At 44.3% G+C, this 15,827-nt stretch carries 15 protein-coding genes; 13 read left to right on the top strand and 2 right to left on the bottom strand.

Features of this window, described 5'->3' with window-relative positions:
* Nucleotides 1-43 precede the first annotated feature (43 nt).
* Nucleotides 44-949 (bottom strand): LysR family transcriptional regulator, encoded by a 906-nt coding sequence (locus ACYTPF_RS07505; RefSeq protein WP_461851760.1) that lies wholly within the window; start codon nucleotides 947-949, stop codon nucleotides 44-46.
* A 104-nt stretch (nucleotides 950-1,053) separates the two neighbouring features.
* On the opposite strand from ACYTPF_RS07505, the gene ACYTPF_RS07510 reads away from it, so the two are divergent.
* From ACYTPF_RS07510 to ACYTPF_RS07525, 4 genes are all read left to right on the top strand, one after another.
* The gene (locus tag ACYTPF_RS07510) at nucleotides 1,054-1,947 is read left to right on the top strand and encodes a bile acid:sodium symporter family protein (protein ID WP_461851761.1); all 894 of its coding nucleotides are present in this window, start codon (nucleotides 1,054-1,056) and stop codon (nucleotides 1,945-1,947) included.
* Between the two features lie 20 nt (nucleotides 1,948-1,967).
* Complete coding sequence (locus ACYTPF_RS07515) at nucleotides 1,968-2,792, top strand: SDR family oxidoreductase (RefSeq protein ID WP_461851762.1); 825 nt, start codon at nucleotides 1,968-1,970, stop codon at nucleotides 2,790-2,792.
* A 107-nt stretch (nucleotides 2,793-2,899) separates the two neighbouring features.
* Nucleotides 2,900-4,030 carry a phosphotransferase family protein gene (locus ACYTPF_RS07520; protein WP_461851763.1) on the top strand — a complete coding sequence of 377 codons (1,131 nt, stop codon included), beginning with the start codon at nucleotides 2,900-2,902 and terminating at the stop codon, nucleotides 4,028-4,030.
* Nucleotides 4,030-4,782: an SDR family oxidoreductase gene (locus ACYTPF_RS07525; protein WP_179984023.1), complete on the top strand. Its 753-nt coding sequence runs from the start codon at nucleotides 4,030-4,032 to the stop codon at nucleotides 4,780-4,782. The genes ACYTPF_RS07520 and ACYTPF_RS07525 overlap by 1 nt, the downstream gene beginning before the upstream one ends.
* Before the next feature lie 173 nt (nucleotides 4,783-4,955).
* Here the strand turns inward: ACYTPF_RS07525 and rpsT are convergent, their stop codons facing one another.
* Nucleotides 4,956-5,219 carry a 30S ribosomal protein S20 gene (gene rpsT / locus ACYTPF_RS07530; RefSeq protein ID WP_461851764.1) on the bottom strand — a complete coding sequence of 88 codons (264 nt, stop codon included), beginning with the start codon at nucleotides 5,217-5,219 and terminating at the stop codon, nucleotides 4,956-4,958.
* 447 nt (nucleotides 5,220-5,666) lie between these two features.
* Here rpsT and murJ point away from each other — a divergent pair, with 447 nt between their 5' ends.
* From murJ to ACYTPF_RS07575, 9 genes are all read left to right on the top strand, one after another.
* A complete protein-coding gene (gene murJ / locus ACYTPF_RS07535; protein ID WP_461851765.1) occupies nucleotides 5,667-7,226 on the top strand; it encodes a murein biosynthesis integral membrane protein MurJ in 1,560 nt (519 codons plus the stop codon).
* 116 nt (nucleotides 7,227-7,342) lie between these two features.
* A complete protein-coding gene (ribF, locus tag ACYTPF_RS07540; protein ID WP_179984021.1) occupies nucleotides 7,343-8,263 on the top strand; it encodes a bifunctional riboflavin kinase/FAD synthetase in 921 nt (306 codons plus the stop codon).
* 269 nt (nucleotides 8,264-8,532) lie between these two features.
* On the top strand, nucleotides 8,533-11,352 hold the full coding sequence (gene ileS / locus ACYTPF_RS07545) for an isoleucine--tRNA ligase (RefSeq protein ID WP_461851766.1): 2,820 nt from the start codon (nucleotides 8,533-8,535) through the stop codon (nucleotides 11,350-11,352).
* The gene (gene lspA, locus ACYTPF_RS07550) at nucleotides 11,345-11,893 is read left to right on the top strand and encodes a signal peptidase II (protein ID WP_461851767.1); all 549 of its coding nucleotides are present in this window, start codon (nucleotides 11,345-11,347) and stop codon (nucleotides 11,891-11,893) included. Before ileS ends, lspA begins: the two co-directional genes overlap by 8 nt.
* 14 nt (nucleotides 11,894-11,907) lie before the next feature.
* A complete protein-coding gene (gene fkpB, locus ACYTPF_RS07555) occupies nucleotides 11,908-12,375 on the top strand; it encodes an FKBP-type peptidyl-prolyl cis-trans isomerase (protein WP_179984018.1) in 468 nt (155 codons plus the stop codon).
* A gap of 2 nt (nucleotides 12,376-12,377) precedes the next feature.
* A complete protein-coding gene (gene ispH, locus ACYTPF_RS07560) occupies nucleotides 12,378-13,322 on the top strand; it encodes a 4-hydroxy-3-methylbut-2-enyl diphosphate reductase (protein ID WP_461851768.1) in 945 nt (314 codons plus the stop codon).
* Between the two features lie 435 nt (nucleotides 13,323-13,757).
* Nucleotides 13,758-14,408, top strand: coding sequence for a type IV pilus modification protein PilV (gene pilV / locus ACYTPF_RS07565; protein ID WP_179984016.1), 651 nt, complete (start codon nucleotides 13,758-13,760; stop codon nucleotides 14,406-14,408).
* A complete protein-coding gene (locus ACYTPF_RS07570) occupies nucleotides 14,405-15,262 on the top strand; it encodes a PilW family protein (RefSeq protein WP_179984015.1) in 858 nt (285 codons plus the stop codon). The genes pilV and ACYTPF_RS07570 overlap by 4 nt, the downstream gene beginning before the upstream one ends.
* On the top strand, nucleotides 15,259-15,822 hold the full coding sequence (locus tag ACYTPF_RS07575; protein WP_179984014.1) for a PilX N-terminal domain-containing pilus assembly protein: 564 nt from the start codon (nucleotides 15,259-15,261) through the stop codon (nucleotides 15,820-15,822). The genes ACYTPF_RS07570 and ACYTPF_RS07575 overlap by 4 nt, the downstream gene beginning before the upstream one ends.
* Nucleotides 15,823-15,827: the final 5 nt, after the last annotated feature.

Below are 15,827 nucleotides of genomic sequence, written 5' to 3' on the forward strand. Positions count from 1 at the left end.
TACCGTGACGCTTGCTTGACCATTGTGTTACACAAAGGCCTTTTTATAGTCCCAATTTATTTGCTACTTCTAAAAGCTTCTCCCGCATCCAAATATTTACTAAATCTTCATCCGCATTTTTGTGCCAGTACATGTGCACGGGAAGAGGAGGTACTTCAAACGGAAGTGGCAAAGTCTCGATATTACGTTTGTTGTTAAATTGCTGTGCAAAGCGTGCTGGCATAGTCAACAAAAGGTCACACTGACTCACTACATTAACAGCGGCAAAGTAGTGCTCACATTGTAAGGATATTTTTCGATGCAAATTGTGTTGAGCAAGGGCGAGATCAACAGTGTCTAGTTTAGAATCTTTTAAAGACACAAATGCATGCTGTGCAACTGAGTAGTTTTCAATACTGGGGTTGTCTAGGTAGCTATTTGTTGGCGCGCATACTACCACAAAGGTTTCTTCGCAGATAAATTGTGAACGTATCTCACTGCTGGTGGGAACAAGAGCATCAATTACGATATCAATTTCTTTGTTAGAAAGAGCTGGCGCAAGTTCGGGCCAAGTTACCTGTCTACTATTTACCGTGATATTGGGGGTGTTTTGAACAAGTTCAGGAATTAACGTTGGAAAAAATATAGATTCTAAAATATCACGCATTCCAAGGTTAACTGTGCGTGGTTTATCACCTATGTCAAAGTCCACTTTGCCTTTTAACGTATTTTCAAGGGTTTCAATTGATGTAACGACCGACGTAATGATGCCTTGGCAGAACGGGGTAGGAATAACTTGTCGCCCATGGCGCGTAAACAATGGGTCATCAAATTTTTCTCGTAGCCTACTGAGCGCATGACTTACCGCAGGCTGAGTAATATGCAGCGCATTGGCGGCTCTAGTAATGCTGCCGTGCTCATAGACCGCACGTAGCACTACGAATAAATTAAAATCTATTTTTCCATGCATAATATTTATGGGTTCGCATAATAAGCCATCATTTTTATTTATTGATAAACAGGGTACACTGGCTTAAATGTTAATAAAAGGTTTCTTTTGTAAGGGGCGTGTGCATGCAGGCATCTGTACTTACCGAGGTGTTGTTACCTCTCGCTTTGGCATTTGTTATGTTTGGCATGGGGTTAACCCTAACCCCTGCTGACTTTGCCCGATTGCTGAAAGCGCCTAGGGCGGTAATAACAGGCTTTATAGGCCAAATTGTGTTATTACCTTTGTTAGCCTTAGGTTTATGCATTGCGTTTGGGGTGCCCGACTATATTGCCGTGGGAGTAATGGTTTTGGCTGCATGCCCTGGCGGTACTACCAGTAATTTAATCAGCCATATTGCCAAAGCCAATCTAGCCCTTTCGGTTAGCTTAACCGCAATTTCAACCATCGCCTGCGTGTTCACAACGCCATTTATTATTCAATTTGCTCTTAACTACTTTGTAAAAGAAAACGCGCCTGAGTTTTCTATTATACAAACGGTGACAGGGCTAGTAGGTATATCAATATTCCCAGTGATAATTGGTATGGCTATTCGCCATTTTAAAAGTGGCTTCGCTATGAAAACAGAAAACTTTTTTCGACAGTTTTCGATGTACTTTATGTTGCTTATGATTATCGGAGTGCTTGTCTCAGAGAGAGATAACCTAGCTACATCTTTCGAAAGTGCCTTTCTAGTTTGTTTAGCGTTAAACCTTTTATCAGTATTGTTAGGGTTGGTACTTGCCAAGATCTCTGCATTGGCATTTAAAGACTCTCTTACCCTTGCTATTGAAATAGGCGTGCAAAACGCGGCACTCGCCATGCTCATATGTATTACCTTTTTACAAGCGCCTGACTATGCCATTGCCCCTGGTGTTTACGGTATAGCAATGTACATCGGTCCTGCCTTATTAGCGCTGTGGGCAAAACAAAATGCAAAGATAGCTGTGAAAACAACGCCAAAAGTACTCGTGAAATAATAATAATTAGGAAACACATAATGCGTATATTGATTACCGGTGGAGCTACCGGCTTAGGTCAGGCCATTGCCCTAAAATGGGCGGAAAAATGGGTAAGCAAAGATATAAGTATTTGCATTGCAGACATTAACCAAGAGAGGGGAGATGAAACGGTAGATATGCTTTCTGCACAAGGTGTAAATGCGTTTTATGTACACTGCGATATAACCTCCGATAGTGACGTTAAAGCCCTAGCGCAAACTATCGAAACTCGTTGGGGCGGCGTGGACTATGTGTTTAATAACGCTGGGGTCGCTACGGGCGGTAGTCTTTTAGACGAGACTATCGAGCAGTGGCAATGGGTATTCGATATTAACGTGTTAGGCATGGTGAGAGTGAGTCGTGCGCTATTACCGTTAATGCGCAAGCAATGCAGTGGTTACTTTATTAACGTTGCCTCGCAAGCAGGGCTTACGCCTATTCCTTATATGGGAAGCTATAACTCAGTTAAAGCCGCTGTAGTATCGTTTTCTGAAACAATGAAGTTGGAACTGGCACCAGACAATATAAACGTTAGTGTGGTATGCCCCAGTTTCTTCAAAACAAATTTAGATGAGTCGATGAGAAGCAGCAACCCAGCGTCGCATAAGATGATCAACAAGTTTTTCGCTAAGGCAGATATGACTAAAGAAGAGGTAGCAGAGTCAATATTTCAACAAGTCAGTCAAGGGAAATTCCTTATCCTCACTCATAAGTTAGGCAAACGGGCGTTCTTATTGAAAAAGTTGTTACCCACTCAGCGCTATATAAGCAATATGCTCAATCAAACTAGAACGATGAAACGAGCAATGGAAAAGCACAATTAAAGAATAAAGTTAAAGAGTAAAGAAAGACAAAATTTGTTTCGAATAAATGCTTACCAATAACCGGCTTTAAATAAGCGTTTAGCACAAGAGTAAAAGAAGAACGATATATGCAACAACAGGTAGTAGATAAAGCGGATAGCGTGCGAGCAGGCGAAGAGTTAGACGTCAGCGCTGTGCACGAATGGCTTAAGGAAAACAGTAGTGCCTCAAATCCATCATTGAAGGCCAAGATACAAAGCAGCGATAGTTTGCCTAAAGTAACCCAGTATTCCGGTGGCGCTTCCAATTGGACGTATTGCTTGGACTATCAAAACAGTGAGCAAGACGACAGCCAACAAACCTCGTTAATTTTACGCAGAGCACCCGCAGGTACAAAAGCTAAAGGGGCCCACGATATGGGGCGAGAGTTCCGATTACAGCACGCCTTAAAGCCTGTTTATCGTTATGTTCCAGAGATGCTTGGGCTTTGCGAAGATGAAAGCATAATTGGCACTGAGTTCTACGTGATGGAGAAGTTTACCGGTGTGATACCCCGCAAGAACTTACCTAAAGGCTTAAACACCACCGAACAGCAAACCAAACAGCTCTGCACTAATGTACTTGATAGCTTGATTGAGCTTCACAAGGTTGATTACCAAAAAGCGGGGCTTGAGCACTTAGGGAAAGGTGCTGGCTATATAGAACGTCAAATAAGCGGGTGGAGCGAGCGCTATAGTAAAGCGAAAACCTGGAATGTCCCCTCGGGTAAAAAAATCATGCGTTGGCTAGAGAATAACATGCCTGACCAAGAACGCATTTGTATTACGCATAATGACTTCAGGTTCGATAATGTGGTGTTAAAGCCGGACAACTACACCCAAATTATCGGCGTTCTTGATTGGGAGTTAGCTACGTTGGGTGACCCACTTATGGACTTAGGTAATACCTTGGCGTATTGGGTGCAAGCTGATGATGATTTTTTAGCACAATCTACACGTCGTCAGCCAACTCACTTGCTGGGAATGCTAACACGTAAGCAAGTTGTGGCGTATTACTGTAAGGAAATGGAGATAGATGTTGAAGATTTTGCTTTTTATGAGGTTTACGGGCTTTTCCGTTTAGCTGGTATTGCACAGCAAATTTACTATCGCTATCACCACAAGCAAACCAATAATCCAGCGTTCAAAAACTTTTGGATCTTCATTCATTACTTAATGTGGCGTTGTAATAAGGCCATTAAAGCATCAGGAAAACGATAATGACAACAAGACGCAATATTCTGATAACGGGCGCGAGTTCTGGTTTAGGCAAAGGAATGGCGATTGAGTTTGCCAAACAGGGCTGTAACTTAGCGCTATGTGCAAGGCGCTTTGAGAACTTAGAAAAACTGAAAGACGAATTACTTTCAATTAATCCAAATATTGACGTGTATATTCGCTCGCTTGATGTAAATGATCACGATGCGGTTTTTGAAGTGTTCGACGCATTCAAAGCTGACATGGGAACCCTAGATAGAGTTATTGTGAATGCAGGAATGGGAAAGGGCGCGTCAATTGGCACAGGGTATTTCCATGCCAATAAGCAAACGGCGGTAACTAACTTTGTGTCGGCGCTAGCGCAATGTGAAGCGGCAATGGCTATTTTCAAAGCACAAAACAGTGGGCATTTAGTGACAATTTCATCTATAAGTGCTGTACGCGGGTTTAGACGAGCTATGACTGTTTACGCCGCTACGAAGGCAGGCCTAACGTCTATGACAGAAGGTATTCGAATGGATGTAATGAATACGCCGATTAAAGTCACCTGCATTCATCCTGGTTTTATTCGCAGTGAGATAAATGAAAAAGTTGAGAAGGTGCCGTTTATTGTTGATACCGATGTGGGCTGTCGCGCTATGGTCAACGCAATCAATAAAGAAAAAGCGAATGCGTTTGTGCCAAGCTGGCCTTGGGCAATTCTTCACTGGATCATGCGTATTGCACCGGCAAGCTCAATAAGAAAAATGAGCTGATAAGCGGATAGCTGGGATGTGAACACACCGCAAAGACTGTAACAGAGCTCGCCTAGTGGTGGGCTTTATGTCTTTAAGTCTAAATTTGAAATCAGTAACCCATGCTAATTAGCGTCGATTACAGATACAAAAAAAGCGCCGAAGGGCGCTTTTTTAACTACTAATCGTAAAGATTAACCTAGTGCTTTAATCTGTGCAGCTAGACGGCTCTTATGACGAGCAGCTTTGTTCTTGTGAATCAAGCCTTTAGTAGCCATTCTGTCAAGTACTGGAGTAGCAGCAGTAAGTGCAGCTTGTGCCGCTTCTTTGTCACCGCTTGCAATTGCAGCGCTAACTTTCTTGATGCTTGTACGAGTCATTGAACGACGGCTAGCGTTGTGCTGACGACGCTTTTCGGCTTGGATTGCACGCTTCTTAGCAGACTTAATGTTAGCCAAGGTGTAACTCCCAAAATAAATTCATGTCAAAAACGAGGGTGCGGATTGTGCCTACCAAACGCCCAAATGTCAAACGATTTAAAACTTAAATCGTTCCGCGTTAAAACGCGCAAGCTATTGAACACAAAGTATGCTCAACACGTTGCACATTCTTTGCGACATTTCTCTGCGACATTTTTTGAAAGAGAACCTTAACGGAATTCTTTCAGGACATTTAAGCGATAGACATGCATAAACAACAGCACCCCATATCGGGCGCGGATTATAGCAAGAAAGTTTATAAAGGTGCACAACTATTTTGAATAAATCGTTTCGTAGACCATAGGCTTTCGCTATTATGGCTCGCTCGCAACTTGTTGTTGTCGCTTTACGCGTAGCAGACGTCTTTAATGACTCTTAAAAACTGTTTGCTGTTCAGCCTATTTTTACCTTTATTGGAAGTGTGACGTGTCACGGAAGTTAATAAAATCTGGTCTTATCGTCAGTATTATGACCTTGTTATCGCGGGTGTTGGGCCTAGTACGCGACGTTGTTGTTGCCAAGCTTATGGGCGATGGGGCAGCCGCTGACGTATTTTTCTTTGCTAACAAAATTCCTAATTTTCTTCGTCGTCTATTCGCTGAAGGCGCATTTGCGCAAGCGTTTATTCCGGTATTAACCGAAGTTCATGAAAACGACGATAAAAAGCAGCTAAGAGAATTTGTTGCGAAAGTTAGCGGTACGTTAGGCGCTATCGTGTTTGTGGTATCTATTATTGGCGTTGTTGCATCACCTGTTTTGGCTGCCCTCTTTGGTACCGGTTGGTTTATGGCATGGCTTGAAGGCGATGAAGCTGGCGACAAGTTTGTGCTTGCATCAACCATGCTAAAAATCACCTTTCCTTACTTAGCATTTATCTCCTTAACAGGGTTGGCTGGTGCAATACTCAATACTCTCAACAAATTTGCCGTTGCAGCCTTCACTCCTGTTTTACTAAATGTATGTATTATTACGTGTGCGATATATTTAGCACCTGAATTGGAACAGCCTGCATACGCTCTCGCTTGGGGAGTGTTTATTGGCGGTATTGTGCAGTTCTTGTTTCAACTACCGTTCTTGTTCAGAGCTGGACTTTTAGTTAAGCCGAAGTGGGGCTGGCACGACGAAAATGTGGTTAAAGTGCGAACCCTTATGATCCCCGCATTATTCGGTGTGTCAGTAGGACAGATTAACCTGCTGTTTGATACCTTTATCGCCAGCTTTTTAGTTACCGGTTCAATAAGCTGGTTGTACTATTCAGACAGACTACTTGAGTTTCCTTTAGGGCTGTTTGGTATCGCCATTGCTACAGTTATTTTACCTACGCTGTCTAGAAATCATGTAAGCAATAACCCTAAAGCGTTTGCTGCGAATATCGACTGGGCGTTTCGCATGGTGTGTTTGTTAGGCATTCCGGCAGCAGTAGGGCTCGGCGTAATGGCAAGGCCTATTTTAACCGTTATATTCCAACGCGGTGCATTTACTGCAGAAACGGCCATTATGGCTTCTTACTCGCTTACTGCGTACTCATTTGGCTTGCTCAGCTTTATGCTGGTTAAGATTCTTGCTCCAGGTTTTTACTCCCGACAAGACACTAAAACGCCGGTGAAATTTGGTATCTGGTGTATGGTCGCTAACATGGTGTTTAACGTAGTCCTTGCTATACCTTTTGGATATGTAGGGTTAGCTATTGCGACTAGCATGTCAGCTACGCTAAACGCTGCTTTGCTCTATATAACGCTTCACCGTCAAGGAGTATTTGCGCTTAGTCGTACATCGGTTCTGTTTATAGCGCGCGTGGTACTCTCAAGTGCTGCCATGGGCGGGCTTATCTACTATCGAGACCAAGGCTTAGCCTTCTTTGATTTATCGCTTTCTGCCCAAATGTTAGAGGTAGGGATAACCATTTCGCTATCGGTGATATTATTTATGACATCTATGGTTGTTCTAGGCATGCGTCCGAGGCACTTTAGAAGCGGTGGCGAGTAATTTTTAATTACGGTAACCCGACAGCGCGGGAATAGTGCGCGTGCTTGGTATTGTGCTCGTGGTCGGCTATAATCGCGAGCTTTGAATTTCTAGCAGTTAAAAGGTAGTGGCTAACAGTGGAATTTATCCGCGGGCTAAACAATGTAAAACCGCACCACAAAGGGTGTGTGCTCACTATCGGCAAGTTTGACGGCGTACACCGTGGTCATCAGGCTGTGCTGGCGAATGTGCTTGAGAAAGCGAAATCGCTATCACTTCCAGCCACCGTGATGGTGTTTGAACCGCAACCTGAAGAAGTTTTTATGCCTGATAAGGCCCCAGCGCGTATCAGCCCTCTTCGTGAAAAATACGAATTGCTGCGCCAACAAGGTGTGGACAGACTGCTTGCTGTACGCTTTAACGCAGAGTTTGCAAAACAAAGTGCCGACACTTTTGTCCACGACCTACTGGTAGACAAATTAGGTGTTAAATTCCTAGTTGTTGGTGATGACTTCCGTTTTGGCAATGGTCGTAAAGGTGACTTCGAGATGCTTGAAGCGGCGGGTCGTCAGTACGGCTTCGATGTAGTAAGTACCCATAGTTTTACTATGCACGCTCATCGAATAAGCTCAACTGCGGTTCGAGAAGCGCTAGCTGACAGTGATTTCGGACTATCTACCGAAATGTTAGGCCGCCCCTTCGCTATTCACGGCAGGGTTGTGCACGGTGAGAAAAAAGGCCGTACCATTGGCTTTCCGACCGCTAACGTAATGCTTAAACGCCAGAAAACACCCATTCACGGCGTGTTTGCGGTGCGTGTTGATGTAGATGGCAAGCACTTTAACGGTGTTGCTAACATTGGTACTCGTCCCACTGTAAACGGGGTACGAAACCAACTTGAAGTTCACATTTTTGACTTGTCATCTGACCTATACGGTAAGCCCATTACGGTGTTTCCCATGGCGAAAATAAGAGATGAAATTAAATTTGATTCTTTCGAGGCGTTGAAAGATCAAATTCAAGCGGATGCGGCGCAAGCGCGTCTGTTATTAGCATAGTTAAACGTGATAAAGTCAAAAGACGTTTGTGCGCGTATTAGTTTCATTGTGCTCGACTTTTTAACCGTTGATCCTTGTTTGTGGAACGTGCAAGTGCATCATGGTGCTAGAACATATTTCGTCGGCCTCGCGTTAGTGGGGGCGACACCCAGTTTTACGTTGAATTTTTCAAATTCAGCGTTTTAATTTGAACATCGCAAAATGAATATCGCCTTCACAATGTTTTCGTGCATTGGGTGAACATTAAGGTAACCGGATAATACAATTTTATGAGTGATTACAAAGCCACACTGAACCTTCCAGAAACTGCGTTTCCGATGCGCGGTAACCTTGCTCAGCGCGAGCCAAAAATGCTTAAAGACTGGCAGGAAAAAGGGGTATACAGCAAGATCCGTGAAGCGAAAAAAGGTAAAAAACCGTTTATTCTTCACGATGGCCCTCCATATGCAAATGGCGATATTCACATTGGTCACGCGGTTAATAAAATTCTTAAAGACATTATTGTAAAGTCTAAAAACCTTTCCGACTTCGACTCTCCGTATGTTCCTGGTTGGGATTGTCACGGTCTGCCAATCGAGTTGATGGTAGAAAAGAAAGTTGGTAAGCCGGGTAAGAAAGTTACAGCAGCTGAGTTTCGTCAAAAATGTCGCGAATATGCGCAAAAGCAAATTGACGGCCAAATGGCCGACTTTAAACGCTTAGGTGTATTTGGTGAATGGGATAACCCATATAAAACCATGGACTTCAAATCTGAAGCCGACATCATTCGTGCATTAAGTAAAATTGTTGATTCTGGTCATTTGGAAAAAGGGTTTAAGCCTGTTCATTGGTGTACAGACTGTGGTTCAGCGCTTGCTGAAGCAGAGGTTGAATACAAAGACAAAGTTTCTCCGGCTATCGACGTTAAGTTCCCAGTAGCTGATGTTGCTGCAATTGCAGAAGCGTTCGGCGTATCTGAAAGCGACTTAACCTCACACAAAGCGGGCGTTGTTATTTGGACCACTACACCGTGGACGCTACCTGCCAACCGTGCAATTAGCTTACACCCTGAACTTACCTACGCAATTGTTGAGGTTCAGCCGTCAAACGAATGGTTAGTGGTAGCGCAGGACCTGCTTGAAAGCTGTATGAATCGTTACGGCGTAGAAGATTTCCGTGAAGTGGCAACCTGTACTGGCGAAGCACTAGATAAGCTTAAAGTGAATCATCCATTCTTAGACCTTGAAGTACCGCTAATTTTAGGCGAACACGTTACTACAGAGTCTGGTACTGGCTGTGTTCACACTGCACCTGCTCATGGTGTTGACGACTTCAACGTTGGCAAACAATACGATATCGAAGTGTACAATCCGGTAGGTAATAATGGTGTGTACCTTGAAAACACGCCTCTATTTGCAGGTAAGTTTGTATTTAAAGCTAACGATGAAATTATTGAAACGGTAAAAGAGAAGGGCAACCTTGTCTTGAACGTGAAATACGAGCATAGCTACCCACACTGCTGGCGCCACAAAACGCCAATTATTTTCCGCGCTACGCCTCAGTGGTTTGTTAGCATGGATAAGAAAGGCCTTCGCGCTGAATCACTTGAACAAATTAAGCAAACCAAGTGGATCCCAGATTGGGGCCAAAACCGCATTGAAAAAATGGTTGAAGGTCGTCCAGACTGGTGTATCTCTCGTCAACGTACGTGGGGCGTGCCTATTCCTTTGTACGTGCATAAACTTACCGGTGAGATTCACCCTGAGTCTGCGGCATTGATGGAAAAAGTGGCGCAAGAAGTTGAAGCGAAAGGCATACAAGCGTGGTGGGATCTAGATGATGCAGCACTGCTTGGTAGCGAGTTAGACAACTACGAGAAAGTAACTGATACCCTAGATGTATGGTTTGACTCAGGCGTAACTCACTACTTTGTGGTAGACCGTCGCGATGATATCCCGGCCTCTGCCGATTTATATCTTGAAGGTTCTGACCAGCACCGCGGTTGGTTTATGTCTTCGCTTATGTCATCAACTGCCATGCACGGTCACGCGCCTTATAAAGAAGTGCTAACACACGGCTTTACGGTAGATGCCCACGGCAGAAAAATGTCGAAGTCGGTAGGTAATGTTGTGGCGCCTCAGGAAGTGACTAACAAATTAGGCGCAGACATCCTTCGTCTATGGGTAGCGTCTACTGACTATCGCGGCGAGATTGCGGTATCGGATGAAATCTTAAAACGCGCTGCAGACGGCTATCGCCGCGTACGTAATACGGCACGCTTCCTTCTTGCTAACCTTAACGGTTTTGACGTTAAAGATGCAGTTGCAGAAGATGATATGGTTGCTCTTGACCGCTGGATTGTTGCTCGTGCCAAGGCGCTTCAAGAAGAGCTTATCGAAGCGTATGAAAAGTATGACCTACTAGTAGTGTCACAGAAGCTTACGCACTTTTGTTCAATTGAACTGGGGTCATTCTATTTAGACGTCATTAAAGACCGTCAATATACAGCCAAAGCAGATGGCTTGGCCCGTCGCTCATGCCAAACGGCCATGTACCACATCATTGAAGCATTGGTTCGTTGGATGGCGCCTATCACCAGCTTTACTGCTCAAGAAATTTGGGAAACGCTACCAGGTGAGCGTAGTGAGTTTGTATTTACTGAAACTTGGTACGAAGGGTTTAATAACTTCACGCAAAGCGATACGTTTAATGATGCCCTATGGCATCAAGTGCTAAGCGTAAAAGACGCGGCAAACCAAGCGATGGAACAGGCGCGTAAAGATGGCGAACTGGGTGGTTCACTAGAAGCGAGCATTTCGCTTTATGCTACCGAGTCGTTGTACAACGTACTAGCAAAACTTGAAGACGAGCTACGCTTCGTACTTATTACATCGGGCGTTACGCTAACCAAAGTCGACAATGCTCCGTCTGATGCGAAAGCTACAGACGTTGAAGGTCTATGGCTAAGCGTTGATAAAGCAAGTGGCGAAAAATGCGTGCGCTGTTGGCATCACCGTGAAGATGTTGGTTCACATGAAGGTCACGAAGAGCTATGTGGTCGCTGTGTGACAAACATCGATGGAGACGGAGAAGAGCGTCACTATGCTTAAGCTTTTTCGCGAAACGGGGTTGCGTTTCTTATGGATAAGCGCAGTTGCGTTTATCCTCGACCAATGGAGTAAGTATACGGTTATCGACAGCATGTCGCTGTATCAGTCGATACAGGTACTGCCGTTTTTTAACTTTACTTACGTGCACAACTACGGAGCCGCATTTAGCTTTTTAGAAAATGCGGGTGGTTGGCAGCGCTGGTTCTTCACTGCCATTGCTGTTGTAGTAAGTGTAGTGATTTTGTGGTGGCTGAAACAGTCACCTCGTTCGCAAAAAATGCTGCCGGTTGCATTTGCCTTTATCTTAGGTGGTGCACTAGGAAACGTTTACGACCGTTTAGTTCATGGTTATGTCATCGACTTCTTAGATTTTTACGTAAACAATTATCACTGGCCCGCCTTCAATATTGCCGACAGCGCCATATTTATAGGTGCGGCTTTACTTATCATCGACATGTTTAAAAATGGCGATAAAAGAAGTGAAGAAAAAAGCGCAAACGTGCAAGCAAGCAGCGCGAAAAGTAGCGAAACCATTAAGTAGTATTCGGAAAGGTTATGACAGATTCTTTAGTAATAGGCGCAGATAGCGAAGTTATTCTTCACTTCGATTTGAAACTTGAAGACGGCTCTGCTGCAGACAGTACTCGTGTAAATAACAAACCTGCAAAAATGGTTATGGGTGACGGCAGCCTAACACCGAATTTTGAAGCGTGTTTACTTGGGCTCGCAAAGGGTGACAAAAAGTCTTTCACATTAGGCCCTGAAGATGCGTTTGGTCAGTCTGACCCGAACAATATTCACTACATGGATAGAAGCCGCTTCGGTGCTGACTTACAAGTAGAAGAAGGCATGATTCTAGCCTTTGCACAGCCAGATGGTTCTGAAATTCCGGGGATTATCCGAAGTGCTGCCGGCGATTCAGTAACGGTAGACTTCAATCATCCGTTAGCAGGTCAAACGGTTATTTTCGATGTAGAAATCATTGATGTTAAGCCTGGCGCCTCAGCACAAGGTGGACACTAGTTATGCAGATTCATTTAGCTAACCCTCGCGGCTTCTGTGCGGGCGTAGACAGAGCTATCACAATAGTTGAGCGAGCGCTTGAAATGTTTGAGCCGCCAATTTATGTGCGCCACGAAGTGGTACACAATAAGTTCGTCGTAGACGGTCTGCGCGAGCGCGGTGCGCTGTTTGTGGATGAACTACACGAAGTGCCAGACGACAGCATAGTAATATTTTCTGCCCATGGCGTATCGCAAGCGGTAAGAAAAGAAGCAGAAAGTCGTGGTCTCAAGGTCTTTGACGCCACGTGCCCCTTGGTTACTAAAGTACATATGGAAGTTACTCGTGCTAGCAAAACAGGTACTGAGTGCATCTTGATTGGTCATGCTGGTCACCCTGAAGTAGAGGGCACCATGGGTCAGTATAGCAATGAAGAAGGCGGTATCTATTTAGTTGAATCTGAAGCTGATGTTGCGACGCTTGAAGTTAAAGACCCTGCAAATCTTTATTATTGCAGCCAAACTACGCTGTCTGTTGATGATACCGCTGATGTTATTGATGCACTTCGCGCTAAGTTTCCTAAAATCAACGGCCCTAGAAAAGACGATATTTGCTATGCAACACAAAATCGCCAAGACGCGGTGCGCGACCTAGCCCAAGATTGTCAGGTATTACTGGTTGTTGGTGCACAGAATAGCTCAAACTCTAACCGTCTTCGCGAACTGGCTGAAAAAATTGGCGCAAAAGCCTATTTGATTGCTGACGCTAATTGTATTCAAGAGGAATGGCTAGAAGACGTAGAGCATATTGGCGTTACCGCAGGTGCTTCTGCCCCTGAAGTCTTGGTGCAAGGTGTAGTAAATAAGCTTAAAGCATGGGGCGCAGTTTCGGCTTCTGAGCGTTCCGGGCGCGAAGAGAACGTAGAATTTGCTGTTCCTAAAGAATTGAGAGTTAAGCAAGTCGTTTAAACTCGCTACATTTTCAAAATAAAAAAACACCGCACTTTGTTGCGGTGTTTTTTTATGCTTTTGTCTACTGGAAATTCAATGACTTGCGGATAGATAATGATACCTTAAATTAAAATGAGGTTTAGCGACTAAAAAAATTTAGCTACTTGTACAAGGTACCCAGTCAGTTTTATTTTTGTTGGAAGTGAAGCTTCAATACTACAGTAGCGTGCACGCTGGTCGTGTAAAGTCTGAGACTTTAATTACGATACTGTGAAGTATTCGTGCGGCAGGGCCGAGGAAGTCAGCGTAACATGAATAGCCAGTTTGTGACCTTTTAGGTAGCTAAAAATTATACGTTTTGATAACCAATAATACCCAGCGTAATGCGCTTTTGTCTTACTATACTAAATTGGTGATAACACCCGTTCTTACGTTTCGAATTTGGCAAAAGTGATGAGAGTTAAAAAGGTGGCGAGAAACCAAGTGAAAGGAAGCACAATCTGCACCCAACGCGGTGTAGGTCTAATAGAGATTTTGATTACTCTATTTATATTGGCGGTAGGATTACTGGGCGTTGCTGCACTCCAGTTTACCGGTTCGTTTGCTAATAAAGATGCCATAAGCCGGACCCAAGCGGAAATGGTTGCCGCACAAGTAGCAGAGCGATTACGTGCCGCTGCACGTCCTGCAACGGTGGGCGATGGCATGGTGGCGAACAACGACTATTTCACAGACACAACCTATAATTTTTCAGGTTTAAGTTGCTCAAATACCTCTCAGCCCTATTATGGCTGCTGCCTAACAAGACCCGCCAACATTCCTAACTGTGAAGGGCAAGCCTGTAGTGAAGTGCAAATGGCCAAGTATGATGGCTGGGCGCTTTCATGCTCTGCAGTGCAGACAAATCCACAAACTACAGTTTCAGTAACCTGTGATGACAATAACGCCGCTGACACTTACAGTTGTAGCCCGGGTTCACGTGTGGAAATTTTGCTAATGTGGCCCGTGTCATCCTCCGGCAACCAGCAATATAATTTGAATTCGCGATGTAACGAAGCCGAAGGTGACAGCAATGGGTGTGTGTTTAAGGACGTCACGCTATGAATAGCTATCGTCAACGAACACAATACGGCTTTTCACTCGTTGAGTTAATGATTACTTTGACTCTAGGTCTGATTATTTCAGGTGCGGTTATTCAGGTTTTAGTCAGTTCAAGCGTTACCAATAAAGTTAATCAAGCGGTGGCTCAAGTTCAAGAATCTGGGCGCTTCATTATGGCCCGTTTGTCGGCGGAGTTTTACGAAGTTGGCCGTTATGACCAAATTGTCGCAGATGTCGATACATCTGTTGATATTGTCGCTGAAGCTGCTTATGTCGAAAATCATCCAGTTGCTTTGCCCGGTGACTTTTCCACTAATAACACGTTAGGTAGCGTACAGACCACCAGCGGTGGTAGCGATAAACTCGTAGTAAGCCTTTTGAATCACGAAGATTGTACAGGTAACGCACATGGCTATGCTGGACGCGAATTCCACGTTGTTAATCATTATTTTGTGAGCGGCAGTGCACTAAAATGTACCGGTTATGATGGGCGCGTTTTACTTGGTATTAAGTCGCAAACGGTTGACCCTATTACAGTCACATTGCTAGATAACGTGGAAAGTTTTCAAGTGCAGTTTGGCGTGTCAGACGTGATCACAAGTTCTAATGGTCAGGCCGTCACTTACGTAACTGCCGATGCTATCGATAACCTAAGAGCCCTCAATCAACAAGTGGTGTCATTGCGATGGGCCATTATGCTTAAAAGCTACCAAAATGAAGTGCGACAAACCCAAGCACAAAAATATGCGCTTTTAAATGAGGCGTCTAAAACAATGACGACCGACCATTATTATCAAGTCTTTTCTAAGACCTTGGCCCTAAGAAATATGAAAAATTTTGTCAGGAGTTCGAAATGAAACAGCAAGGCTTAGTCATGGTATTTGCACTACTTGTTTTGCTGTCTATCACGGTTTTAGGCGTAAGCGCTGTAACCAGCAGTTTGTCTCAATCGAAGATGGCCGTGTCTATGCAGCAAAGTGGATTAGCGTTCGACGCGGCTGAAGCTGCAATTGCGGGTGTTTTTTTCGAATCCGAAGATGAGGCCTTGCTCACTGACCCAGCAAAAACGGATCCACTTTCAGAAGCAAGGCAAGGCACTATTTTCAATCCTGAAGCAGACTCTATGAGCTGTTTCGACGAAAATCAATGGACTGATAGATACATGACTGAAGGCGGCTTAACTATCGGTGATAGGCATATTACAGACGGTACATATCAAAATGAGGCGTCTTCAAAAAGCTGGTCGCGCACGGCATTTATTCGTGAACAAGCTTGCCGAGGTTCTAGCAATGTAATCGGTGGAAGTAATGTTAACTGCCACGTATTTATTATTAGAGGCTGCGGAAAAGTTGCGGGTAAGTCCACAGTGGTAGCTAACAGCTTAGCTGCATCCGTTTTTGGCCCGGCTTCACAATAGGTATT

The organism is Alteromonas sp. HB246098 (assembly GCF_054890645.1).

Excerpts from the sequence above, each read along its gene's own strand:
- ACYTPF_RS07520 (WP_461851763.1), top strand. The coding sequence starts at position 2,900 with ATGCAACAACAGGTAGTAGATAAAGCGGATAGCGTGCGAGCAGGCGAA.
- ACYTPF_RS07515 (WP_461851762.1), top strand. The coding sequence starts at position 1,968 with ATGCGTATATTGATTACCGGTGGAGCTACCGGCTTAGGTCAGGCCATT.
- ispH (WP_461851768.1), top strand. The coding sequence starts at position 12,378 with ATGCAGATTCATTTAGCTAACCCTCGCGGCTTCTGTGCGGGCGTAGAC.
- ileS (WP_461851766.1), top strand. The coding sequence starts at position 8,533 with ATGAGTGATTACAAAGCCACACTGAACCTTCCAGAAACTGCGTTTCCG.
- lspA (WP_461851767.1), top strand. The coding sequence starts at position 11,345 with ATGCTTAAGCTTTTTCGCGAAACGGGGTTGCGTTTCTTATGGATAAGC.
- ACYTPF_RS07575 (WP_179984014.1), top strand. The coding sequence starts at position 15,259 with ATGAAACAGCAAGGCTTAGTCATGGTATTTGCACTACTTGTTTTGCTG.
- ACYTPF_RS07525 (WP_179984023.1), top strand. The coding sequence starts at position 4,030 with ATGACAACAAGACGCAATATTCTGATAACGGGCGCGAGTTCTGGTTTA.
- fkpB (WP_179984018.1), top strand. The coding sequence starts at position 11,908 with ATGACAGATTCTTTAGTAATAGGCGCAGATAGCGAAGTTATTCTTCAC.
- pilV (WP_179984016.1), top strand. The coding sequence starts at position 13,758 with ATGAGAGTTAAAAAGGTGGCGAGAAACCAAGTGAAAGGAAGCACAATC.
- ACYTPF_RS07505 (WP_461851760.1), bottom strand. The coding sequence starts at position 949 with ATGCATGGAAAAATAGATTTTAATTTATTCGTAGTGCTACGTGCGGTC.
- ACYTPF_RS07510 (WP_461851761.1), top strand. The coding sequence starts at position 1,054 with ATGCAGGCATCTGTACTTACCGAGGTGTTGTTACCTCTCGCTTTGGCA.
- ACYTPF_RS07570 (WP_179984015.1), top strand. The coding sequence starts at position 14,405 with ATGAATAGCTATCGTCAACGAACACAATACGGCTTTTCACTCGTTGAG.